20 protein-coding genes are annotated in these 22,278 nt (G+C 61.3%); 8 read left to right on the top strand and 12 right to left on the bottom strand.

What is annotated here, in order from left to right; translation table 11 throughout:
• Nucleotides 1-67: 67 nt before the first annotated feature.
• A complete protein-coding gene (locus tag ACYVGC_RS11140; RefSeq protein WP_460583905.1) occupies nt 68-1,903 on the top strand; it encodes a penicillin-binding protein 2 in 1,836 nt (611 codons plus the stop codon).
• Here the strand turns inward: ACYVGC_RS11140 and ACYVGC_RS11145 are convergent.
• The gene (locus tag ACYVGC_RS11145; protein WP_460583906.1) at nt 1,900-2,598 is read right to left on the bottom strand and encodes a hypothetical protein; all 699 of its coding nucleotides are present in this window, start codon (nt 2,596-2,598) and stop codon (nt 1,900-1,902) included. The genes ACYVGC_RS11140 and ACYVGC_RS11145 overlap by 4 nt on opposite strands.
• Before the next feature lie 142 nt (nt 2,599-2,740).
• On the opposite strand from ACYVGC_RS11145, the gene rodA reads away from it, so the two are divergent.
• Nucleotides 2,741-4,036: a putative peptidoglycan glycosyltransferase FtsW/RodA gene (rodA, locus tag ACYVGC_RS11150; RefSeq protein ID WP_460583907.1), complete on the top strand. Its 1,296-nt coding sequence runs from the start codon at nt 2,741-2,743 to the stop codon at nt 4,034-4,036.
• Between the two features lie 61 nt (nt 4,037-4,097).
• On the opposite strand, the gene ACYVGC_RS11155 is transcribed toward rodA, so the two are convergent.
• Together ACYVGC_RS11155 and ACYVGC_RS11160 are read right to left on the bottom strand one after the other, a co-directional pair.
• Entirely contained in the window at nt 4,098-5,132 is a 1,035-nt protein-coding gene (locus tag ACYVGC_RS11155) for a hypothetical protein (RefSeq protein ID WP_460583908.1), read from the bottom strand.
• A 16-nt stretch (nt 5,133-5,148) separates the two neighbouring features.
• The gene (locus tag ACYVGC_RS11160) at nt 5,149-6,372 is read right to left on the bottom strand and encodes a hypothetical protein (protein WP_460583909.1); all 1,224 of its coding nucleotides are present in this window, start codon (nt 6,370-6,372) and stop codon (nt 5,149-5,151) included.
• 49 nt (nt 6,373-6,421) lie between these two features.
• Between ACYVGC_RS11160 and ACYVGC_RS11165 the strand changes: the two genes are divergently transcribed.
• The 4 genes from ACYVGC_RS11165 (at nt 6,422) to recO (ending at nt 10,854) form a co-directional block, all read left to right on the top strand.
• Nucleotides 6,422-6,703 carry a 2Fe-2S iron-sulfur cluster-binding protein gene (locus ACYVGC_RS11165; protein WP_460583910.1) on the top strand — a complete coding sequence of 94 codons (282 nt, stop codon included), beginning with the start codon at nt 6,422-6,424 and terminating at the stop codon, nt 6,701-6,703.
• A gap of 164 nt (nt 6,704-6,867) precedes the next feature.
• A complete protein-coding gene (locus ACYVGC_RS11170; protein WP_460583911.1) occupies nt 6,868-7,497 on the top strand; it encodes a thymidine kinase in 630 nt (209 codons plus the stop codon).
• Nucleotides 7,498-7,647: 150 nt separating this feature from the next.
• Entirely contained in the window at nt 7,648-9,990 is a 2,343-nt protein-coding gene (porZ, locus tag ACYVGC_RS11175; protein ID WP_460583912.1) for a ligand-binding sensor domain-containing protein, read from the top strand.
• Nucleotides 9,991-10,128: 138 nt separating this feature from the next.
• On the top strand, nt 10,129-10,854 hold the full coding sequence (gene recO, locus ACYVGC_RS11180) for a DNA repair protein RecO (protein ID WP_460583913.1): 726 nt from the start codon (nt 10,129-10,131) through the stop codon (nt 10,852-10,854).
• A 129-nt stretch (nt 10,855-10,983) separates the two neighbouring features.
• Here recO and ACYVGC_RS11185 read toward each other — a convergent pair whose 3' ends face one another.
• The 3 genes from ACYVGC_RS11185 to ACYVGC_RS11195 all read right to left on the bottom strand — a co-directional run bounded on the left by ACYVGC_RS11185 (nt 10,984) and on the right by ACYVGC_RS11195 (nt 14,307).
• A complete protein-coding gene (locus tag ACYVGC_RS11185) occupies nt 10,984-11,955 on the bottom strand; it encodes an FKBP-type peptidyl-prolyl cis-trans isomerase (RefSeq protein WP_460583914.1) in 972 nt (323 codons plus the stop codon).
• A 207-nt stretch (nt 11,956-12,162) separates the two neighbouring features.
• A complete protein-coding gene (locus tag ACYVGC_RS11190) occupies nt 12,163-13,209 on the bottom strand; it encodes an FKBP-type peptidyl-prolyl cis-trans isomerase (protein ID WP_460583915.1) in 1,047 nt (348 codons plus the stop codon).
• Between the two features lie 42 nt (nt 13,210-13,251).
• Complete coding sequence (locus ACYVGC_RS11195; protein WP_460583916.1) at nt 13,252-14,307, bottom strand: DHH family phosphoesterase; 1,056 nt, start codon at nt 14,305-14,307, stop codon at nt 13,252-13,254.
• A 185-nt stretch (nt 14,308-14,492) separates the two neighbouring features.
• Between ACYVGC_RS11195 and ACYVGC_RS11200 the strand changes: the two genes are divergently transcribed.
• Nucleotides 14,493-14,900 (top strand): nucleoside-diphosphate kinase, encoded by a 408-nt coding sequence (locus ACYVGC_RS11200; RefSeq protein ID WP_283564650.1) that lies wholly within the window; start codon nt 14,493-14,495, stop codon nt 14,898-14,900.
• Nucleotides 14,901-15,109: 209 nt separating this feature from the next.
• Here the strand turns inward: ACYVGC_RS11200 and ACYVGC_RS11205 are convergent, their stop codons facing one another.
• From ACYVGC_RS11205 to ACYVGC_RS11230, 6 genes are all read right to left on the bottom strand, one after another.
• Nucleotides 15,110-16,210 (bottom strand): P-loop NTPase family protein, encoded by a 1,101-nt coding sequence (locus ACYVGC_RS11205; RefSeq protein ID WP_460583917.1) that lies wholly within the window; start codon nt 16,208-16,210, stop codon nt 15,110-15,112.
• Between the two features lie 34 nt (nt 16,211-16,244).
• On the bottom strand, nt 16,245-17,519 hold the full coding sequence (locus ACYVGC_RS11210; protein ID WP_460583918.1) for a nucleoside permease: 1,275 nt from the start codon (nt 17,517-17,519) through the stop codon (nt 16,245-16,247).
• 190 nt (nt 17,520-17,709) lie between these two features.
• Complete coding sequence (locus ACYVGC_RS11215) at nt 17,710-18,318, bottom strand: superoxide dismutase (protein ID WP_460583919.1); 609 nt, start codon at nt 18,316-18,318, stop codon at nt 17,710-17,712.
• 134 nt (nt 18,319-18,452) lie between these two features.
• Nucleotides 18,453-18,899 carry a nucleoside deaminase gene (locus ACYVGC_RS11220; RefSeq protein ID WP_460583920.1) on the bottom strand — a complete coding sequence of 149 codons (447 nt, stop codon included), beginning with the start codon at nt 18,897-18,899 and terminating at the stop codon, nt 18,453-18,455.
• A 152-nt stretch (nt 18,900-19,051) separates the two neighbouring features.
• Nucleotides 19,052-19,597 (bottom strand): hypothetical protein, encoded by a 546-nt coding sequence (locus ACYVGC_RS11225; RefSeq protein WP_460583921.1) that lies wholly within the window; start codon nt 19,595-19,597, stop codon nt 19,052-19,054.
• 183 nt (nt 19,598-19,780) lie between these two features.
• Nucleotides 19,781-20,221 (bottom strand): T9SS type A sorting domain-containing protein, encoded by a 441-nt coding sequence (locus tag ACYVGC_RS11230; RefSeq protein WP_460583922.1) that lies wholly within the window; start codon nt 20,219-20,221, stop codon nt 19,781-19,783.
• A gap of 168 nt (nt 20,222-20,389) precedes the next feature.
• Between ACYVGC_RS11230 and aspS the strand changes: the two genes are divergently transcribed.
• The gene (gene aspS / locus ACYVGC_RS11235) at nt 20,390-22,153 is read left to right on the top strand and encodes an aspartate--tRNA ligase family protein (RefSeq protein WP_460583923.1); all 1,764 of its coding nucleotides are present in this window, start codon (nt 20,390-20,392) and stop codon (nt 22,151-22,153) included.
• The last annotated feature ends 125 nt before the right edge of the window (nt 22,154-22,278 follow it).

Genomic DNA, 22,278 nt, shown 5'->3' on the forward strand with positions numbered 1-22,278 from the left:
AAGAGATAAGCTCAACCAGTGAATGATTCGGCACCGCCCCCGGTTAAGGCAGTTGTAACTTTGATGTATGCAATACCTGGAAGGCCGGCGCTACGTGGTGCTGGCGATTTTTACCCTCGTGGGGGTGCTGTTTGCGAGCCGGCTGTTCTACTTACAGGTGCTCGACGACTCCTACAAAACGGCGGCCGACCGCAATACCCTGCAGCGGCAGGTGCAGGTGCCCTACCGCGGCCTCATCTACGACCGCCACGACTCGCTGCTGGTTACCAATACGCCCGTGTACGACCTCATGGTGGTGCCCCGCGAAGTGAAGCGCCTCGACTCGGCCAGGTTTTGCCAGGTGATGCAGCTGCCGCTCGAAGACCTGCGCCTGGGCTTGCGCGCCGCCCGCACCTACTCGCGGGTGCGCCCCTCGCCGCTCATCCAAAACCTGAGCACGCCCGAGCTGGCCGCCATTCAGGACAACCTGATTAGCTTTCCGGGCTTCCGGGTGCAGGCGCGCATGGCGCGGGCTTACCGCACCCAAAATCTGGCCCACGCCCTGGGCTACGTGGGCTCCATCACGCCCAAGCTACTCGAAGCGCCCAAGTACGCGCACTACGCGCCGGGCGAAAACGTGGGTATTTCGGGCCTCGAATCGTACTACGAGCCCGTGCTCATGGGCCGGCGTGGCGTGCAGTACCGGCTCGTGAACGTGCGCGGCATCGACAAAGGCGCGTTTCGCGGGGGGCAGTTCGACACGCTTTCGCAGGCGGGCCAGGACCTGCACCTGAGTATCGACGCGGGCCTGCAAGCCTACGGCGAAAAGCTGCTGGCCGGCCGTCGCGGCTCCATTGTGGCCATCGACCCCAAAACGGGCGAAATCCTGTGCTTTGTGTCGGCCCCGCGCTTCGAGCCCCAAATGCTGACCGGCAAGGGCATGGGCAACCGCTACATGGACCTGCTCAAAAACCCCGACCGCCCGCTCTTCGACCGCCCCCTAATGGCCACTTACCCGCCGGGCTCGGTGTTTAAAATGGTTAACGAATTGGTGGCCATGCAGTTGGGGGTCGTGAATGCCAGTACGGGCTTTCCCTGCGACCAGCACCTCATTCGCTGCACGCACAACCACGAATACCCCAGCAACCTCAACATCGCCATCAAAAACAGCTGCAACCCCTACTTCTACCAGGTGATGCGGGCGGCGGTGCTGCGCGGGCAGTCGCCCAACAAGTTTGAGGACGCCCGCCTGGGCCTCGGCCAGTGGCAAAAGATGGTGAAAACCTTCGGCCTTGGCGAGCGCCTGGGTGTGGATATGGGCCACGAAAAGCGCGGCCTCATCCCCTCGCCCGAGTTCTACGACAAGCTGCGCGGCTACCACCACTGGAACTACAAAACGGTGTACTCGCTCAGCATCGGGCAGGGCGAAATCGGCATCACGGGCCTGCAAATGGCCAATGTGCTGGCTACCATTGCCAACCGGGGCTACTACTACGCGCCGCACTTTGTGCGCAGCATTGGGGCCAGCGGGCAGCCGCTGCCTGAGTTTCGGCAGCGCCACTACACGGCCGTCGATACGGCGCTCTTCAAGTACGTGATTCCCGGCATGCAGCAGGTGGTGGATGGGCGCGGTGGCACCGGCTCGTTTGCCAGCTTGGCGCAGTATGGAATTTCGGTGGCCGGCAAAACCGGCACCGTGCAAAATTCGCACGGCCCCGACCACTCCACCTTCGGGGCGTTTGCCCCCGCCAACGACCCCAAAATTGCCATCGCCGTCTTCATCGAAAACGCGGGCTTCGGCGGCACGTTTGCCGCCCCCGCCGCCGGCCTCATGATGGAAAAATACCTGCGCGGCAAAGTGGGCCGCGGCCGCCAGCGCTGGGAAAACTGGGTGCAGTACGGCGTGGCCCCTACGCACCATTAGCGTGGCTTTGGGTCAGGAAAGCAATCGCCTCCTACTGCGCCGCCCCCATACTCCAGTACTACCATTGACAGGTAAGGCCGGAATGTGCAGGCTCTGTTGTAGCGACGCTGCAAATAGCCGGGAATAGGATGGTTGAAAATATTATAGGAATACATGCCAAAGTCACTCCGGTGAAAGGAGATATTGGCTGGTTCCCCATTACGTATCCCGATGCAGTTGGCTTTGACCAAGCGGTCGGCCAGCTCCCGAAACGTATTATCGGTCCAGTGCAAACGCGCTTTCACCTCAGCAAAAGTGGGCGCCTTTGCGCCAGACTCGTCTAGGTAGCCATCAAGCACTTCGCTCTGGCGATAACGATAAGGATTAATGCGCCACTGTGAGAAGTAGGATTTTTCGGTATGGCCCGATGTGTCAGGTGCAGAATATATTTTAAGTGAAATTTTGTCAAAGTCTTGAAATTCAATTTCAACCACCGAATCAGCAGGTGTAATGGAATTGAAATAGGTTTTTAGCGCGTAAAGCGCCTTAGCGTGCTGCTGATAGTTCTCCTTCAGCTCCTGCTCGCTGGAAATAGAGGATAAATCTGAGTAGAAGGGGTTGTTGCTGTTGTGATAGTGCGAGAGGCCGATGGAAACTCCTACCGCAATTATTATGACCGCAAGCAAGGAGGAAATAATCTTGGTGCTAAGCGACATACTCCTGGAAATTAAATAATACGATGCTATAAAGAAGGCCATAAAGTAAAGCCTTATCTCTTTGGCAATACGCACTGGGCTACGCTATCAGTGTAGTAGCCTAGCCACCGCGTTCCTGCCGACCTTTGCGCAAAGTTTCCTAATGTCCCCCGTTACTCCCCGTTCCTCACGCAGCATCGACTGGCCGCTGCTCCTTATTTACCTGGTGCTGGTGGGCCTGGGCTGGGTGGCCGTGTACGCGGCCAGCTACTCGCCCGATGCGCCGGCCCACCCGCTCGCCGCGCTCAGCTTTTCGGAGCTGATGGCCTTCAACTGGTTCAAGCAGCTCATCTGGATGGGCACGGCGTTAATCCTTATCGTTATTCTGTTAGTTGTTGATTATAAGGCCTATGACACGCTGGCCTACGTGCTCTACGGTGGCATGATAGTGCTGCTGCTGGTGACGCTGGTGATTGCGCGGCCCATTGCCGGCTCGCGCTCGTGGCTGGAGTTTGGGCCGGTGCGCTTGCAGCCGGCCGAGTTTGCCAAGTTTACCACCGCGCTGGCCGCCTCGCGCTTCATGGCCGGCATCAACCTGCGCAACCAGAACTGGCGCGACCAAGCCGTGCTGGCCGGCCTCACGCTGCTGCCGGTGGCCCTCATCTTGGCCAGCAACGAAACCGGGCAGGCGCTGGTGTTTGCGGCCCTGCTGCTGGCGTATTTCCGCGAGGGCATGTCGCCCATTATTTTGCTGCTGCTGGCGGCGGGCGGCCTCATTTTACTGCTGGCGCTGCTGGTGCCCAAGTTGTGGCTGGTGGGCGGCTTCACGGTGGTGCTGGCCGTGGCGTTTTTGCTGAACTCGCGGCTGTGGCGCCACCACTTGCCGCTCAGCCTGGGGGCTTGGGCGCTGGTTATCAGCATGGTATTCGGGGTCGATTTCTTCTTCAACAACGTGCTGCAACCCCACCAGCGCCAGCGCATCGAAATGCTCATCGACCCCGGCAAAGACCCGCTGGGCAAGGGCTGGAACGTGACGCAAAGCAAAATTGCCCTCGGCTCGGGCGGCTGGTTTGGCAAGGGCTTTCTCAACGGTACCCAAACCAAGTTCGATTTCGTGCCCGAGCAAAGCACCGACTTCATCTTCTGCACCGTGGGCGAGGAGTGGGGCTGGGCGGGCTGCCTGGTAGTTATCGGGCTCTACCTTACGCTGTTGTGGCGCATCTTGCTGGTAGCCGAGCGTCAGAAATCGGTGTTTAGCCGCACCTACGGCTACTGCGCGGCCAGCATCCTGTTTGTGCACTTCACCGTGAACCTGGGCATGACGATGGGCCTGATGCCGGTGGTGGGCATTCCACTGCCGTTTTTCAGCTACGGCGGCTCGTCGCTGTGGTCGTTTACTATTTTACTCTTTGCGCTGCTGGCCCTCGATGCCCACCGCAAGCAGGATTTGGTGCGCTAGGTAGTTGAAGGCCCGCCGGCCCGCGTCGGGCTGCAAACTCTCCCCTTTGACAAGGACCACGCTACTTACGCAAATGCAAAGGTTCGATAGCCGCAACCCAGCCGCGCACCCAGCCCACGCTCAGCGCTAGCACCGCCGTGAAGACCGGGGCTAGCAGGTAGCCCATCCGCCCCAAGTCGCTGGATAACAGCATGTGCACGGTCACAACGAAGAGCAGTGCCGCCTCGGGCGCGCCCAGCACGGGGGCCAGCGCCCGCCGCCCGCCGGGCCGCGCCAGGGCCGCCAGCACTGGCAGCCAGAACAAGCCAAAAATGCTGAACAGCTCGGCTGCTCCCTTAACCGATAAAGCCCGCCGCAACGAGTACGTGAGGTTTTCGACGTGCGATAACGCGTTGGTCACGCTGGTGCCGGCAGTTATTCCAGCCGCCTTATCAACCCAGTAATGTGCTGCTACTAATGCTATTAAGCCAACACCTAGCGCCAGTGCCTGCCCCCGCCAGCCCAGCGCCCGCCGGCCGTACCAGGCTACCCACGGCAGCAAAAACACGAACGACTCCTTGGCCAGCGGCCCCACCAGTAGCGCCACCGCCACGGCCCAGCCGGCCCCCGCGCCACGCCGCGCAGCGTAGTAGCTCAGCCCAAAAACCAGCAGATACAGGCTATCGGTGAGGGGTAGGCCGGCCGCGTAGCCGGCCCAGCGGCTGCTGAGTACCGCCACCAGCGCCAGCGCCGCTGCGCCGGCCGGCGCGCCCGCCAGCCGCGCCCCACGGTAGAAGCAGGCCCCGGCTGCCCCAAGCAATGTGCAGTTAACCAGGTAGAAGGCTAGGCGCAGCGGCCACTCGCCGGCCGGCCGCGTGGCGCCGGCCGGGTCGCCGAGCATCGCCAGCGGCCGGGCCAGCGCACCGGCGGCCAGCGGCACCAGTAGGCGGTAGCGCCGCGTCACGTTCACGCTGTCGAAGCGCCCGCTGGCCAGGCGCAGGTAGCTGCGCGTGTCGAGCGAGTGCGAAAAATCGTAGTGCCGGTACAGGGGGTAGGCCGCGTTGAGCAGCACGCCCAGCGCCAGCGCCCAGGGTAGCAGCCAGCGCCGGGCGGCCATTGCCCAGCTTGGCGCGCTACTCCCCGGCAAACCGGCGCTCAATCAGCTTGAGCAGCTTGCCCACGTGCTCCTCCTTGCGGCTCCAGTCGTGCTGCGCGCTCAGTTCCTGGCGCACGTAGGCCGCGGCGGCTTCCGCATCGGGCAGCGCATCGAGGTGCTGAATGGCCGCGTGGTACTCCATGTTTTCGCCGTTAAACAGCTCATTAATAAAGCTAAAGCGCTGGTTGATGGAGATGGCCTCGCGCAGGCTCACCACCTTGGGCGCGCCGCGGCTGGCTAGCGGGGCAGTGCCACCCTGGGCCGCTTCGCGCAGGGTATCGGCCAGGTGCGTGGTAGTGGGCTGGGTTGCCTTGAGCTTGGCGTAGAGCGGGACCTCGGCCGGCGTAGGTGCCGGGTCCTCCGGTAGGGGAGGAGCAGGCGACAGACTAGCGGGCGGCGCAACGGCTGGCTCAGCGGGCGCGGCAACGGGAGCTGGGGCAGGCTTTACCTCGGCAGCGGCGGTGGGCTCAGGAATTGGCGCGGCTTTGGGCGCGGGCGGAGTTACTGGACTGGCTGCCGGCTGGCTAGCGGGCGCGGCCGGCTTGGCCGGGCCGTCGCCCCACAGGTCGGCCTCGGTGAGGGGCAGTAGCGCGCTAAACTCCGTTATCACCTGCGTCAGGGCCGGTAGTTCCTTATGGTGCGCGGCTTGGTAAAGCTCGAAGCGCTGGCGCAGAAAGTCGCGGCTGAGCGGGGCGTTGCCGGTGGGCAAGCTATTTACAAAGCCCTCAAAAAAGCCCTTGGCCTGGTCAAAGTACCGCAGATAATCACGCAGCGTAGCCACGGGCACCTCGTCGTCAGCCTCGGGGCCGGCGGAGGGTAGTAGCAGGTGCTCGAAGGCCATGCTGGGGTCGGTAGCCAGCACCAGCGTACTAGTAATGGCCTGGGTGAGCAGGGGCTCCAGGGCGGCCCGGTCGAGGCGAATATGGCGCGAAAGCACGTTCATAAATTGCCCCAGCGCGGCGCGCACAGGCGTGGCCTCAAAGTCGAAGTAGGGGCTACGCAACTGGCTGGCTTCCTGCTGCCAGCGGCCCAGCAACTGCCGCAGCACCAGCAGGTTTACCTGCCGGATGGGCGTCACTTTTAGCAGCGCTGGGCCATCGAGCGTGGCATCGGGCTTTGCCCCAAAAAACTGTTGGCTGAGCCGGGTGGCCAGCCGGCGGCCGTACTGCTCGCACTTGGCGAGGCTATATTTGTCCTGCATAGCGTGGGCCGGCCGGTAGGCCGGTTTCGTGCGCCAAGTTAGCCACAAAATGCCCCTGCTGACCATTGCGGGCCTGCCCGGCCCCCCGCTCGACGTGCCCGCCGGCCACACCGTGCTGGCCGCCATCCACGCAGCCGGCCACGACTGGTGGCACGCCTGCGGGGCCAAGGGCCGCTGCACCACCTGCCGGGTGCGCGTGCTGGCTGGGGCCGAAACCATCGGCCCACCCACTGCCCCCGAGCTGCGCTACCGCGCCGCCGGCCGCCTCGGCGAGCACGAGCGCCTAGCCTGCCAAGCCAGGGTTGAAGGGGGAATGACGAAGGAAGAATGAAGAATTTTTGACGGGTTACGATGGGTTAGGCGAATTGCCGCCGCCCACTGACAAGTGGTGCCGTACTTTGTAGAAGCAAGCCAGTAAGCCGGCTGCTAGTGAGGTGCCCCAGAAGGTAGCCAACAGATTAATTCCTCACTCTTCATTCTAAATTCTCCATTAAGTTGTTCACCGAGCCCCGCCGCCTATCCGAGTTGCAGCGTCACCGGGGTTGGCTGGAAGTCGTGTGCGGCTCCATGTTTTCGGGTAAAACCGAAGAGCTGATTCGCCGCCTCACCCGCGCCCGCATTGCGCGCCAGCGGGTCGAGATTTTCAAGCCTGCCCTCGACACCCGCTACCACGCCCAAGATGTGGTGAGCCACAATCAAAACAGCATCCGCTCCACGCCCGTGCAGTCGCCCGCCGAAATCCTGCTGCTGGCCGGCGGCAGCACCGACGTGGTAGGCATCGACGAGGCGCAGTTCTTCGACGAAAGCCTGGTGGAAGTATGCAAGCAATTGGCTGATAGTGGTATCCGCGTTATTGTGGCTGGGCTGGACATGGACTACCGCGGCCGGCCCTTTGGCCCCATGCCCGCCCTGCTGGCCACCGCCGAGTTTGTGACCAAGGTGCACGCCGTGTGCGTGTGCTGCGGCGAGCTGGCTGCTTACTCGTACCGCATTGCGGCCAGTGAGAAGCAAGTATTGCTGGGCGAAACCGACAGCTACGAGGCCCGCTGTCGCCCCTGCTTCCTGGCCGGCGCGGCCATTAAGCCCGTGAGCGACGAGCAGCTGGCAGAACACAAAGACAAGTAGGCAGGAAAGCCAAGCCCGCCGGGCATTGCCCCGCCGCCCGGCGCGGCAATGCCCGGCACAGTTCAAGCGTTAGGCCTGGATAACTGATAATTGCTCACTGATAACTGACCTTCTATGCCCCGTTTTTCCGCTTGGCTTTTACTGTTGGGAATGCTGACCGCCGCCCGGGCCTGGGGCCAGGGTGCGGCCTACGGCGACTGGCAGCTGCACCTGCCCGCCCGGCACCCATTGGTGCTGGCCGAAGCCGGTAACCGGCTGTACGTGGCCGATGAGTCGTCCTTTTATTTTTACGATAAAGAGCTGCATGCCACGCAGTTGCTATCGCGCCGCGATGGCCTCAGCGACGTGGGCGTGGCGGCCCTGGCCTACGACTCGGCCTCGGCGCAGCTGGTGGTGGTGTACCGTAACGGCAACATCGACCTGCTGGGTAGCAGCGGCGCAGTGCGCAACGTGACCGACCTGCTGCGCAAGGAAAGCCAAACAGCCAAAACCGTGAACCAGGTGCAGGTATACAACGGCGTGGCCTACATTGGCACCAGCCTGGGCGTGGTGGTGCTTGACCTGGCTAAGCGCGAAGTGCGCGATACCTACAGCGCCATTGGGCCGGCCGGCCAGGTGGTAACTGCCTATGCTGCTGTGGCGCTGCACGATACCATTTACGCGGCTACGTCCGCCGGTATTTTGCGCGGGCGCATTAGCTCGGCAGTCAACCTGCTCGACTACCGCAACTGGACGGCCGAAAGGCCGGATGCCGGCAACCCCACCCGCACCTATATGCAACTGGTGGCCTACCGCGGGCACCTAGTGGCCGCCAGCTCTTTCCGGGGCATCGAATACCTGGCCGGCGTGGGCGCGGCCCGCGCCTGGCGCAACTCGCAGGATGGCTATGGCAATGAGCTGCGCCGGCTGCGCGTGAGCGCCGGCCAGCTGCTGGCATCTTTTAAAGACAGTCCGCTCCGGCGCCTGGACCTGGCCACGGGGCGCGTGCTGCCCGTGCTGCCCGCGGCGGCCATTGGGGCGGCGCTCGATGCCCTGGCCGAAACCGACGGCACCTACTACGTAGCTAGCTACGACAAGGGCCTGCTGCGCTTTGCGTCGGCCACGGCTACGCCCGAAGTCATTCGGCCCAACGCCCCCGAAACGGCCGCCGACTACGGCCTGGTAGCCAACGCGGCCACCAACACAGTCGATGTGTTTAGCGGCGGCTACTCGGGCGATAGTGGCCTGCAATTCGGTAATCGGGGCGGTTTTTACGAGTACAAGGACGGGCAGTGGACCAACTACACGGTTACTTCCTACCCTTCCCGCACCGATTTTCCCAACCTGCTCGACCTCTCGCACGGCACCCGCACCCCCGATGGCACGCTCTACATTGCCAGCTATGGCAACGGCCTGCTCGAATGGAAGGGCCCGGCCCAGTTTCGGCAGTTTACGATGGGCACGCCCGGCTCGCCGCTGCGCGTAAGCGATGGCGTGGGTAATAGTCCTGATTTTGTGCGGGTTACTGACGTGGTCGCCGACCCCAACAGCGGCCAGGTGTGGGTGGCCAACCGCCACCAGCGAGTGGGCGTGCCCGGCCTGTTTCGCTTCCGGCCCGCCACCGCCACCTGGACGGTAGTGCCCGCCTATTCGGGCTTTGAAAACCTCGACCGTCTCACGGTAGATAATTTCGGCAACCCCTGGGCCACGCAGTCGCGCAAGGGTGGCCAGGGCCTGGTGGTGTTCGACACGGCCAGCCAGAAGCCGTTTTACTTCAACGCCACCGGCCCCACCGACCGCACCGGCTTGCCCAGCAACCTGCTCTATGCCGTGGTGCGCGACCGCAACGGCGCCATTTGGGCGGGCACCGCGGCCGGCGTGGCCGTGTACAACGACCCCAGCCAGCTGGTGAGCGCTGCCGCCAATAATACGCAATACGTTGATTTTGACCGCCCCGTGGTAACGCGTGGCACGGGTACCGGCTTCCAGGTGCTCTACAACGAAACGGTGCGCTGCATCGCCATCGACGGGGCCAACCGCAAGTGGTTTGGTACGCCCAACGGCCTGTGGCTCTTCAGCGCCGATGCCACCGAGGCTCTGCTCAACTTCACCACCGCCAACAGCCCGCTACCCAGCAACAGCATCGTGGACGTAGCCGTGAACGATAAAACAGGCGAAGTTTTCGTGGCCACCGATGCCGGCGTGGTCAGCTACCGCGGCTCGGCCTCCATTACCGACGGTGCGCCCAGCTGCGCCCAGGTGTCGCCCAACCCCGTGCGGGCCGACTTTGCGGGCACCGTGGGCATCAGCGGCGTGGTCAACAACGCCCAGGTGCGCATCACCGACGTAGCCGGCCACCTCGTGTACAGCACTCGCGCCGCCGGCGGCACCGTCACCTGGAACCTCACCGACACCGCCGGCCGCCGCGTGCGCTCGGGCGTATACCTGGTACTCACCTCCGACGCCGAGGGCAAAAACACCTGCGTGAGCAAGGTGGCTGTGCTGAGTAACTAAAACTAAGGCGAAAACTGTTTGTCATTGCGAGCGCAGCGCGGCAATCGCACCAGCACGACACCCGAACGATTTCGTTCTGGGGCGATTGCCGCGCTGCGCTCGCAATGACAGCCGCCCTGAATTTCATACTTCCAAAAAATGCTTATCAAAACCCGCGGTATCGTGCTGAGCTACCTCAAGTACCGCGAATCCAGCATCATCACCCGCGTGTACACCGAGCAGCGCGGTGTGCAGAGCTACCTCGTAAACGGCGTGCGGCGCGCCAAGCCGCCCGGCCGCATTGCCCTATTTCAGCCCCTCACGCTGCTGGAGCTGGTGGCCTACGTGCCGCGCCAGGGCGGCAGCCTCACCCGGCTGGCTGAGTTTCGCTGCGCCGAGCCGTTTCGCTCGCTGCCCTACGATATGCGCAAAAGTAGCGTGGGCCTGTTCCTGTCGGAAGTGCTGAGCAAGTCGGTGCGCGAGGAGGAGGAAAACGTGTCGCTGTTTCGCTTCCTGCACGACTCTATCCTCACCTTCGACCAGCAGGACGAAGGCATTGAGAACTTCGCCTTGCTTTTTCTCTTGCACCTAGCTGGTTACCTGGGCTTTGGCGCCGAAACTGGCGGCGAAATCATCGACCAGGTGGCCATGGCCGGGGCCGCCCCCGTGGGCGGCACCTTCAACAGCGGCCCCGCCACACTGCGCCTGCGCGAGTTTGAGCACTATTTCGATGAGCTGCTGCGCACCCCAGCCGCCAGCACCATCCCCAACGGCCAGGTGCGCCGCGAGCTGCTGGCCGTTGTCATCCGCTACTACCAGCTCCATGTCGAGGGCCTGGGCCCCATCAATTCTCTCGAAATACTGAGCGAAGTGCTGGGCGGGTGAGGAAAGCCGGAAAAGAAAAAAGAACGTCATGCTGAGCTTGCCGAAGCATCTCTACCACGCCGCTGGATTACTAACCCTAGCGGCGTGGTAGAGATGCTTCGGCAAGCTCAGCATGACGTTGTGAGTTATCTATTTAATCCCAGTCAGCTCCACATCAAAGCGCAGCACGGCATTGGGCGGAATATCACCGCCCGCGCCGCGCTCGCCGTAGCCGAGCGGGGAGGGGATGAGCAGCATGGCCTTGCTGCCCTTAGGCAATACCGCAATGCCCTGGTCCCAGCCCTTAATAACTTGGCCCTGACCCAATACGAAGTCAAACGGCGTGTCGCCGTGCTTGGCCGTCGAGTCAAATTCCTTGCCCGTGGCCAGCACCGTGCCGCGGTATTTTACGCTCACCGTCTGGCCCTTTTTGGGTAGCACGCCCGTGCCGCGTTTCGTTATCACGTACCAGGTGCCGCCCACCGTTTTTTTGGCCGTGGCGGTCAACTTGTTCTTCTTGATATAGGCTTGAATGAGGGCGTCGTCCTTTAGCACCTGCTTGGCGGCGCGGGCCTTTAGTTGGCGCTGCTGCTCGTCAAGCATCGCCTTTTGGCGGGCTTCCATTTGCTCGGGGGTGAGTAGCTGCTTGGCTACCACCACGAGGCGCAGCGCGTTGCCCGAGCGCTTGATAAACGGGGGCACTGGTTGCCGCAGCGACTTGGCAAAGGCCGTGTCGGCGTTGAAGCGGAACAGGGCGCTGTCGCCGGGCACCAGCAGGCTCATGGCCTCCTCAATGCTGCCGGTGGGCAGGGTGGGGCCCAGCACCACGGGCAGCGGCTCGGGGCGCATTTGGCGCGAGTCCATCAGCAGCGAGTCGCGGTCGGTGCGGTACTGAATGAAAATGAGCAGCACCTGGCCCACGCGGCTGCTGTAAGGCGCATCGCCGGCCACGGCCAGCGGCCGGGGCGCGTAGCGGCCCGCCGCATCGTGCCGAAACAGCTGGTACTCGGTGCCGCTGGCCGTGCGCTGGTAGCCGGGGGCCGGGGCCAGCGTTTGCGCCCGCCCGCCGGTGGCGCTACCAAGGGCGGCAAGTAGAATTAGTGTTTTGAGTAAGTGCTTCATAACATGATTGTTAGGGAATATGATGCGTGTAGGGTAAGCTTTAGCTTACCGGCATCAGGTCTTGTAAAATGCTGTTTAGCAAGTATATACAACATGCGAAAGCCCTGACGTCGGCAAGCTAAAGCTTACCCTACATTCCTGTTATAAACAAAGCCGCCACGCCGGAGGGGCGTGGCGGCGTAAGGTAAACGAAGGGGGCAAGCCAGCTTAGCGGCCAGCCGGGGCCGGGGCCAGTGAAGCCGAAGGAGCCGGGGCATCGGCCACGTTGGTCAGTTCGATGTCGAAGCGCAGGGGCGAATTGGCCGGGATGGCGGGCGGCGAGCCCTGCTTGCCATAGGCCAGCGACGACGGGATGAGGATGGTGGCTTTGCTGCCTTTGTTGAGCTGCTGCAAGGCATCGTCCCAACCCGGAATTACCTGGCCACGGCCCACGGCAAACGAGAAGGGCTGGCCGGGGTGCTTGGCCGAAGCGTCGAACTCTTTACCATCGAGCAAGGTGCCGCGGTACTGCACGGTCACCATCTGGCCGGGCTTGGCGTTGCCGCCGGTGCCCGGCTGCGTCACCACGATGTACACGCCGCTCGGGGTTTTCTTGAAATTCGTGAGGTTGTTCTTCTTCACGTACTCCTGAAGCGTCGCGTCATCAGCCTTGTCCTGGGTGGCGGCGTAGGTGCGCATCTGGCGCTGCTGCTCGGCCATCATTTTCTGCTGGTCGGCCATGGCCTCGGCCATCGCGGCCTGGCGGTCTTGCAGGGCCACGGCTTTCACCGTGAGGATGATGTAGTTGCCTTTTTTCTTCAGGTTAGCGGGAGCCAGCTGATGGGCGTTGCGCTGGTACAGCGTGTCGGCGTTGAAGCGGAATACACCGCTGTCGCCGGGCTGGAGCAGGGCAAAAGCCTCGGGCTCAGCCCCCATCTGCTTGGCCGTGAGTGCCTCCAGTGGAATGCGCACCGGAATGCCAAACTGGCGCTCGCGCGACTTCATCATCACCGAGTCGCCGGCCGTACGGTACTCAATGTGGGCCGACATCACCTTGCCCACGCGGTCTTTGTAAGCGGCATCGGTGCCGCCGGCTACCTCGCGGGGCGAGTAGCCCGTACCGTCTTTTTTGAAAATCTTGTACTCGATGCCCGACTTGGTTTTGGCATAATCGCCGCCGCCTTTATTGCACGATGACAGGAAGGAAGCTACGCTGAGCACGCCGGCCGCCAGGGCCAGCTGCCGGGCCACGCCGGGCCGGAGGAAAAACTGCATTGAAAACAAAAAGTTGGAATAAAGACGAAGACGAGCCCAAAGTTAGGCGATGGGCGGCGCAACTGCCACCGGCGCGGTGCCCGTACTCACCAGCTGCGCCTGATACTGCGGCAGCAGCCCCAAAAACCGCTCTACCGTGGCGTCCAGCGACTCATTGCTGATGCCGCCCGAGGCGTTATTGTGGCCCCCGCCCTCAAAGTGGTTGCGCGAGAAGTCGCTCACCGAGAAGTCGCCCACTGAGCGGAAGGAAATCTTCACGGCCGAGCTGCGGTCGATGAATACGGCCGCGAATACGATGCCCTCAATGCTGAGCGCGTAGTTCACAAGGCCCTCTGTGTCACCGGTTTTACTCTCGTACTGGCGCAGCTCCTCCTTGGTCACGGCAATGTAGGCCGTGTTAAACTCACGGTTGACCACCAGCTTGTCCTTCAGGATGTAGCCCAGGAAGCGCAGGCGAATTTCGGAGTGCGAGTCGTAGATGCGGCGGTGCACCGAGGCCAGGTCGATGCCCGTGATGAGCAGCTCGGCAATGATGAGGTGCACGTTGCGCGAGGTGCTGGGGTGCCGAAACGAGCCCGTATCGGTCATGATGCCCGCGTAGAGCGCCTCGCCCATGCCCTTGTCGATGAGGTCCTGGTCGCCCAGCGCCCGAATAATCTCAAACACCAGCTCGGCCGTGGCCGCCGCCTTGGGCTCCGAAAAGCTCACGTCGGCAAACGCCTCGGGGCGCTGGTGGTGGTCGATGAGGATTTTAGTGCCGGGGGCCTGCCGCACGTACTCGCCCAACTCGTTGATGCGGCCCAGGCAGTTGAAGTCGAGGCAGAAAATCAGTTCGGCGCGGTTCACCAGGTCGCGCACCTGGCGGTCGTTGTGGCGCGGCTCATACACCACCACCTCGTCGTTGCCCTGCATCCAGTTGAGGAAAGCCGGGTAGTCGGAGGGCGTAACCACCGTGACGGAGTGCCCCTTCTTTTTCAGGTAAGTGGCCCAGGCCAGCGACGAGCCCAGCGCATCGGCGTCGGGCTTGTGGTGAGTGGTGATAAAAATCTGCTTGGGCTGGGCCAGCAGAACTTGCAACTCAGATACGGAAGGAAACATCGACGACGTAAATGGCCTACGAATGCGAAAAAATGCCGCCTGGCTCACGCTGAGCAAAACGGGCCGGCAAAGGTCGGCATGAATTGGGTTTCAACAACCAAACCCTAGGCGAAGGTTCGGGCGGAGGCGGCCGCCACCCCTACCTTTGCCCTACCAAATACCTTCTTTATTTACCCCCAACCCCAATGGCAACCAATCGCACCTTCACCATGATTAAGCCCGACGCCGTGGCCGAAAACCACATCGGCGGCATCCTGAGCATGATTGAGCAGGGCGGCTTCCGCATCGTGGAGCTTCAGAAAGTGAACCTGACACCCGAGCGCGCCGGCGAATTCTACGCCGTGCACAAGGAGCGTCCTTTCTATAACGACCTCGTGAAATACATGTCGAGCGGCCCCATCGTGGCAGCCATCCTCGAAAAAGAAAACGCGGTGGCTGACTTCCGCACCCTCATCGGCGCTACCAACCCGGCCAACGCCGAAGACGGCACCATCCGGAAGAAGTATGCGAAGAGCATTGAAGCCAACGCCGTGCACGGCTCGGATTCGGACGAGAACGCCCAAATCGAAGGCGAGTTCTATTTCTCGAAGTAAGCCATTTGTCATGCTGACCGAAGGGAAGCATCTTATCAGGTTTGAACGAGCCACTAGGTTAGTAACACAACCCAGCCCAAACGTGATAGGATGCTTCCCTTCGGTCAGCATGACAGAAGAAAAAGCCGCTCTGCATTGTGCAGAGCGGCTTTTTCTTTATACCGAAACCAGACTAATTTTATACTAATCTTGTATCGACGAGCTTACTTTTAGCGACTAAACCCAATGCGACCAGCGCTTTTAGGCTCGCTCACGAAGGTTGGCTCTTCGCGGTTGTAAATATCGGCCAGCGCCATCGCTTCGGTTACGGGCGTGGTTTGGCCCAACGTGGTAGCTAGCGCCTGGGCCTTGGTCTGCTCCAGCGGGCCGAAGGCGTAGGAAGCAATGAGGCGGCCCTTGCGCAGCAGCGCCTTGTCGATGCGCGCCAGGTCGGCGTTGAAGGTGCAGATAATCTGGATGTGGAAGCCGTCGCTCAGCAGGCCATCGCTGAGGTTGAGCAGGTTGCTCACGGCGTTGCTGCCGCTGGCGTCGCGCTTGGTAAGTAGCTCCTCGGCATCCTCGATGAGGAGGATGGAGTTGGTGTTATCGTGCAGCAGGTTAATGAATTCGGGGTCGGCAATGCGCAGCGCCAGGTTGGGCGGAATGAATAGCTTGGGCTTGTCGGTGAGGCTGCACAGGTGGCGGATGTAGCTGGTTTTGCCGGTGCCGGGCGGGCCGTGCAAAATGATAAGTCCCTTATCATCGGGCTTTTGCAGGCGCTTCACAATGGCCTCGTGCACGGGCAGCAGGTCCTCGTTGTAGTTCGCGGCCAGGTCGAGCGTCGGAATTTTGAGCGGCAGCGGCGAGAAGGCCAAGTCGCTGCCCATCAGGCGTAGCACCTGAATGCGCTGGCGCTCTACCTGGCCGCTTTCGAGCTGGGCCTGGAGCGAAGCCCGCAGGCGCGCCAGGGTGTCGGCGTCGGTGCGGGGCGAGTAATACAGGATGGCGCTTTGGTCGCCGTAGCTGCTGGTGATGCTGAAAAAAAGCAGCGTGTGCGGCTCGGGCGAAAGGGCATAAAACTGCCATTCGGGCACCTTATCTACCTCCTCAATAAACACGGACTGCACGACCGTTATCTGGTCGAGGTCGTAGGTTTCGGCCAGGTTGGCGAGCACGGTTTTGCGCGCATCAGCCGTTACGAGCTGGTAGATTTCACGGCGCGGCAGCTCGCCAAACATGGTATAAAACCATACGGTGGGCTGAAAACCGTGCTGGTTGTACGTGGCCGACAGGTCGGGACTAGCCGCCGGGGGCGGGAGGGGTTTGCTCATCAAATAGGGTAAAGGAGCCAGACTTGGGGCCAGATTAGGCGGCTACTGCCGGCTCAGAATATTCGGTTTCGGCTACCTGCTCCTCGTGCTTATGCTTGAAAATGAACACGAACAGCACGGCAATTACTAACGCGTAGGCCGCAAAGGCCAGCCAGATGCCGTGCCAGTCCTTGTTGCCGGCGGCATCGGTGAAGTAGTTCTGGATAACGATGCCGCTGATGGAGCTGCCCAGCACGGCCCCGAAGCCGTTGGTCATCATCATAAACAAGCCCTGAGCGCTGGCCCGGATGCTGGGCTGCGTTTGGGTTTCGACAAACAGCGAGCCCGAAATATTGAAAAAGTCGAAGGCCATGCCGTACACGATGCACGACATAATAATCATCCACAAGCCGCCAGCGGGGTTGCTGAAAGCCAGTAGGCCAAAGCGCAGCACCCAGGCTATCATGCTGAACAGCATGACGTGCTTGATGCCAAAGCGCCGCAAAAAGAAGGGAATGGCCAGGATAAACAGCGTTTCCGAAATCTGCGAAATCGACATAATAAAGGCCGGGTGCCGCACCGAAAGCGTATCGCGGTAGGCCGGCACTTTGTCGAAGTCGTGCAAAAAGGTATCGCCGTAGGCATTAGTGAGTTGCAAGGCGGCGCCCAGCAGCAGGGCGAAGGCGAAGAAGGTGGCCAGCTTGCGGTCGCGCAGCAGGGCAAACGACTTGAGTCCCAGCGCATCGACCAGCGAACGGCTTGACGCGCCCTTGGAGGGCGGCGGGCAGGCGGGCAGCGTAAATGCGTACACGCCCAGCAACAGCGCGGCAGCAGCGGCTACGTAAAACTGGTTAGCCGATTTCTCGAAGCCCAGGAACGTGACGGTCCACATGGCCGCAATGAAACCGATGGTGCCCCACACCCGAATGGGCGGGTAGTCCTTCACCACATCGAGGCCCTGGGTTTTGAGGGCCGAGTACGATACGGCAATGGACAGCGAGAGCGTGGGCATGTAGAAAATCATGTTCAGCAGGATAACCCAGAAGAACATGCCGGGGTCGGTGACCAACGGAATGGTACACAGCGTGATACCGCCGCAAATGTGCAGCACGCCGTAGAGCTTTTCGGCGTTTACCCACTTATCGGCCACAATGCCCATGAGCGAGGGCATAAAAATGGACGCAATGCCCATGGTGGAAAAAATGGCGCCAAACTGCGCGCCCGACCACTGCTTGGTTTGAAACCAATAGGCACCAATCGTAATCAGCCACGCGCCCCAGATAAAAAACTGGAGGAAGCTCAGGACGGTAAGACGCAGCTTGATACTCATGCAGGCGTAGCTTTAAAGTTTCGGGAAAAGGGCCTTTTGCGCCTAAAGTTACACTATTTTCGGGAGTAGCCCGGCCCGGCGCGTAGCCTTGTGGTAACACCAGATGAGCGCGGGCTCGCTCGGTACCAGGCGCAAAAAAGCCCGCCTGCGGGGAGCAGACGGGCTTTCAAAGCAAAAGAAAGCAGCTCGCTTAGTTAGCGGCGGCAAAGCGCTTGTTCACCTCATCCCAGTTGATGAGGTTGAAGAAAGCGGCGATGTAGTCGGGGCGCTTGTTCTGGTACTTGAGGTAGTAGGCGTGCTCCCACACGTCGAGGCCCAGAATGGCGGTGCCCTTAATGCCGGCATCGGGCATAAGGGGGTTGTCCTGGTTGGGCGTGGAGGCAATGGTGAGCGAGCCATCGGCCTGCTTTACTAGCCACGCCCAGCCCGAGCCGAAGCGCGTAGTGGCGGCCTTGGTGAATTCGGTTTTGAAGTTGTCGTAGGAGCCGAACGACTTGGTAATGGCTTCGCCGACTGCGCCGGTGGGCTGGCCGCCGCCGTTGGGCGAGAGCACGGTCCAGAACAGGGAGTGGTTCCAGTGGCCGCCGCCGTTGTTGCGCACGGCCGGGGTGGCGGCCGCAATGTTGTGCAGGATTTCCTCGATGGACTGGCTCTCCATCTCCGTGCCGGCAATGGCGGCATTGAGGTTGGTTACGTAGGCCTGGTGGTGCTTGGTATGGTGAATTTCCATCGTCTGCGCGTCGAAGGTAGGTTCGAGGGCGTCGTAGGCGTAGGGCAGCTTGGGCAGTTCAAAAGCCATGATTCGGGTGTTTTAAAGTGAAAAGATGGGTAGATGCTGCTTCTATAACCCGCAATTGGGGGCGGGGGTTACGTGCGGTAAGCTTCAGCTTGCCGTTTTTAGCATAGGTTGTTTTCCTCACGGCAAGCTAAAGCTTACCGCACATTTCCCCTTTTGGCTTGGAAAAACGCCTGCATGAGGGCTGTGCACTCGTCGGCGCACACGCCGGCCCGCACTTGGGTGCGCGGGTGCAACAGCCCCAAACTGTGGCGGCGGTAGCCGGTTTTGGGCTCGGCGGCCCCAAATACCACTGCCCCGAGCTGCGCCCAGGCGCTGGCCCCGGCGCACATCACGCAGGGCTCCACGGTGACGTAGAGCGTGCAATTAGTTAAGTATTTGTTTCCCAAATAGTTAGCTGCCGACGTAATGGCCAGCATTTCGGCGTGGGCCGTTACGTCGTGCAGCTGCTCGGTCTGGTTGTAGCCCCGGCCGATGATGGTGCCCGCCAGCACCACTACCGCGCCAATCGGAATTTCGCCGCCTGCCAGTGCCCGCCGCGCCTCGACCAACGCCTGGCGCATGAAGTAGTCGTCGGTGAGCATAGTTCGGTGCTTCGTTAGGTGCGTTTGTCATTACGAGCGCAACGCAGTGGAGCGCGGCAATCGCCCCAGAACGAGTCGTTTGGGTTTCGTTCTGGGGCGATTGCCGCGCTCCACTGCGTTGCGCTCGCAAGGACGAACGATTTAGGACGTGTTTACTTCAGGTTGATGTCGCTGAGAGCGGCCTGGGCCACCGGGCGCCATTGCGTCTGCTCCTCGGCTGGGGCTGAGAACGAGAAAATGTATAGCTGCTGGCCCTGCACGGCGTACTCGATGTACTCGTATTTCTTGATGGGCGCCAACTGCACCGAGCGCCGGCTCTCGCTGAAGGTGGAGATGAACTCCAGGGCCACGACCTCGCGGCCGTTCACTTTGCGCACTTCCTGGGTCAGGAAATCGACCTTGGTGTAGAGCCGCTGCACGCTGGCTTTGTACATGGGCAGCAAGATGTTATAGTCGGGCCCGAAGGTGGTTGGGCGCACCGAAATGCTATAATCGACCCGGCCACTGGGGCTACTGAACACCGCCAGCGGCTTGCGCGGCGACGGAAACTTGGCGGCAATGCCCTCGTCGGGCAGCGGCGTGAAGCCCTGCGGCACGGCCACCGTGAGGTTGGGGGCCAACTTCACCGAGGTCAGCTTGGGTTTGGGGCCAAAGCTGGTGAGCGCAAAAACGGTGAGAAGCAGGGCAAAAGTCTTCATAAGCTGGGCAAAAATACGGGCTTTCACGGGGCAAAAGCGTTTGGGCAAAAATTAGAACGTCATGCTGAGCCTGCTGAAGCATCTCTACCGCGCCGAAAGGGTTAGTAATCCCTGCGGCGCGGTAGAGATGCTTCGACAAGCTCAGCATGACGTTCTATAAACGACAACAAGCTAATACGATACCTAGCGGCGCACTACCGTGGGGTACTTGATGCGCACCTTCTTCCAGTACACGTAGTTGCCGGTTTTGGCCTCTACCAGGTAGGTGCCGGCCGAAATGTGGCCCAGGTCAACGGGCTCGCCGGTGTTGTTTTGCGGGTCGAGTTCCTGTTGGTACACCACCTTGTTTTTGTAGTCGGTCATCACCAGCGTGCCGGGCTTGGTAAACTGCTGCGTGAAGCTGAGCAGCACGCTGTTAGAGTTGGGCTTGGGAAAAATATCGATGCCCGAGAGCGTCTCCACGCGCTTGATGGGGCCGTCGAGCGTCACGGCCGGCACTTCGCCCTTGGTCTTGATTTCGGCGCCGTCTTCGTACTTGGTTTTGGTCTTGACTTTGGTTTGGGCCTGGGCCGCGCCGGCCGTGAGCAGAGCGGCCGCCAGGGCCAGCGAAGAAAGGAATTTCATGGTCGAGAAGAAAGAAGAAGGCATCGAAGAAACGCCGTTGCCAGGTCTACTTGCATACTCCGTACCAAACTTTGGGGTTCGGCCCGGCAGGTTTTTGGCTTGGCTGGGGGCCTGGCGCGTGCACAAGGGGCGGTGCAAGGGCCTAACTTTGCCCGAAATCCCTTTGCCATGTTAAGAACGCACACCAACGGCGAGCTTCGCCAAGAACACGTCGGCCAAACCGTCACCCTCGTCGGCTGGGTGCAGCTCACCCGCGATAAAGGCAGCATCCTTTGGATTGACCTGCGCGACCGCTACGGCATCACGCAACTAGCTTTGGAGCAAGGTGTTGAGAGCGAAGCCGTGCGCGAAACCGCCCGCACCCTGGGCCGCGAGTTTGTGATTAGCGTGACCGGCAAAGTGGCCGAGCGCTACTCCAAAAACGCCCAAATGGCGACCGGCGACATTGAAATCCGCGTGGAGAAGCTCGAAGTGCTGAACCCGGCCAAGCTGCCGCCCTTTCTCATTCAGGATGAGACGGATGGCGGCGACGAGTTGCGCATGAAGTACCGCTACCTCGACCTGCGCCGCAACCCGGTGCGCAACAACCTGATGCTGCGCCACAAGATGGCCCAGGCCGTGCGCCGCTACCTCGACGGTCAGAACTTTATCGAAGTCGAAACGCCCGTGCTCATCAAAAGCACGCCCGAAGGCGCCCGCGACTTTGTGGTGCCCTCGCGCATGAACCCCGGCGAGTTTTACGCTCTGCCGCAGTCGCCCCAAACGTTCAAGCAACTGCTGATGGTGTCGGGCTTCGACCGCTACTTCCAGATTGTGAAGTGCTTCCGCGACGAAGACCTGCGCGCCGACCGCCAGCCCGAGTTCACGCAGATTGACTGCGAAATGGCCTTTGTGGAGCAGGAAGACATTCTCAATACCTTCGAGGGCTTGGTGCGCTACCTGTTCAAGGAAATCAAAAACCTCGATTTCCCCACCGTGCCCCGTATGGAGTACGCCGACGCCATGCGCTGGTACGGCAACGACAAGCCTGACACGCGCTTCGAAATGAAGTTCGTGGAGCTCAACGACGTGGTGCAGGGCCAGGGCTTCCCGGTGTTCGACAGCGCTGAACTGGTAGTGGGCATCAACGCGGCCACTTGCGCCGCCTACACCCGCAAGCAGCTCGACGAACTGACCGCCTTCGTGAAGCGCCCGCAGCTTGGTGCCACCGGCCTCGTGTACGCCCGCGTAGAAGCCGGCGGCGTGGTGAAGTCATCGGTGGACAAGTTCTACTCGCAGGAAGAATTGCAGAAGTGGAAAACCGCTTTCAACGCCAATGAAGGCGACTTGCTGCTCATCCTGGCCGGCCCGGCCGACAAGTCGCGCAAGGCGCTCAGCGAGCTACGCCTCGAAATAGGCCAGCGCCTCGGCCTGCGCGACAAGGACTCGTTTTCGCCGCTGTGGGTGGTCAACTTCCCGCTGCTGGAGTACATCGAAGAGGAAGGCCGCTATTTTGCCATGCACCACCCCTTCACCTCGCCCAAGCCCGAGGACCTGCACCTGCTCGACAACCCCGACACCATCGGCCAGGCCCGTGCCAATGCCTATGACTTGGTTATAAATGGGGTAGAGGTAGGCGGTGGCTCCATCCGCATTCACGACCGGGCGGTGCAGGCCCGCATGTTCTCGCTGCTTGGCTTCTCGCCCGAGGAGGCGCAGGCGCAGTTTGGCTTCCTACTCGACGCGTTTGAGTACGGCGCGCCGCCCCACGGCGGCATCGCCTTCGGCTTCGACCGCCTGTGCTCCCTGTTTGGCGGCGCTGACTCTATCCGCGACTTCATTGCCTTCCCCAAGAATAATTCGGGCCGCGACGTGATGATTGACTCACCCTCGCCCATCTCGGACAAGCAACTGACGGAACTGAGTATCAAGACGGACGTAGTGGTGAAGTAGTGTTATGGACGAGGAAGCTTATTCATGCGTTTTTTACAACGCTCGTTGGTATGGGTACTTTGGGCTGTTTATTGGGTTGTGTTTTTTGTTAATGGCTGTATTTGGCCTAGCAAGTCGAAAACTTA

The organism is Hymenobacter arcticus (assembly GCF_054779975.1).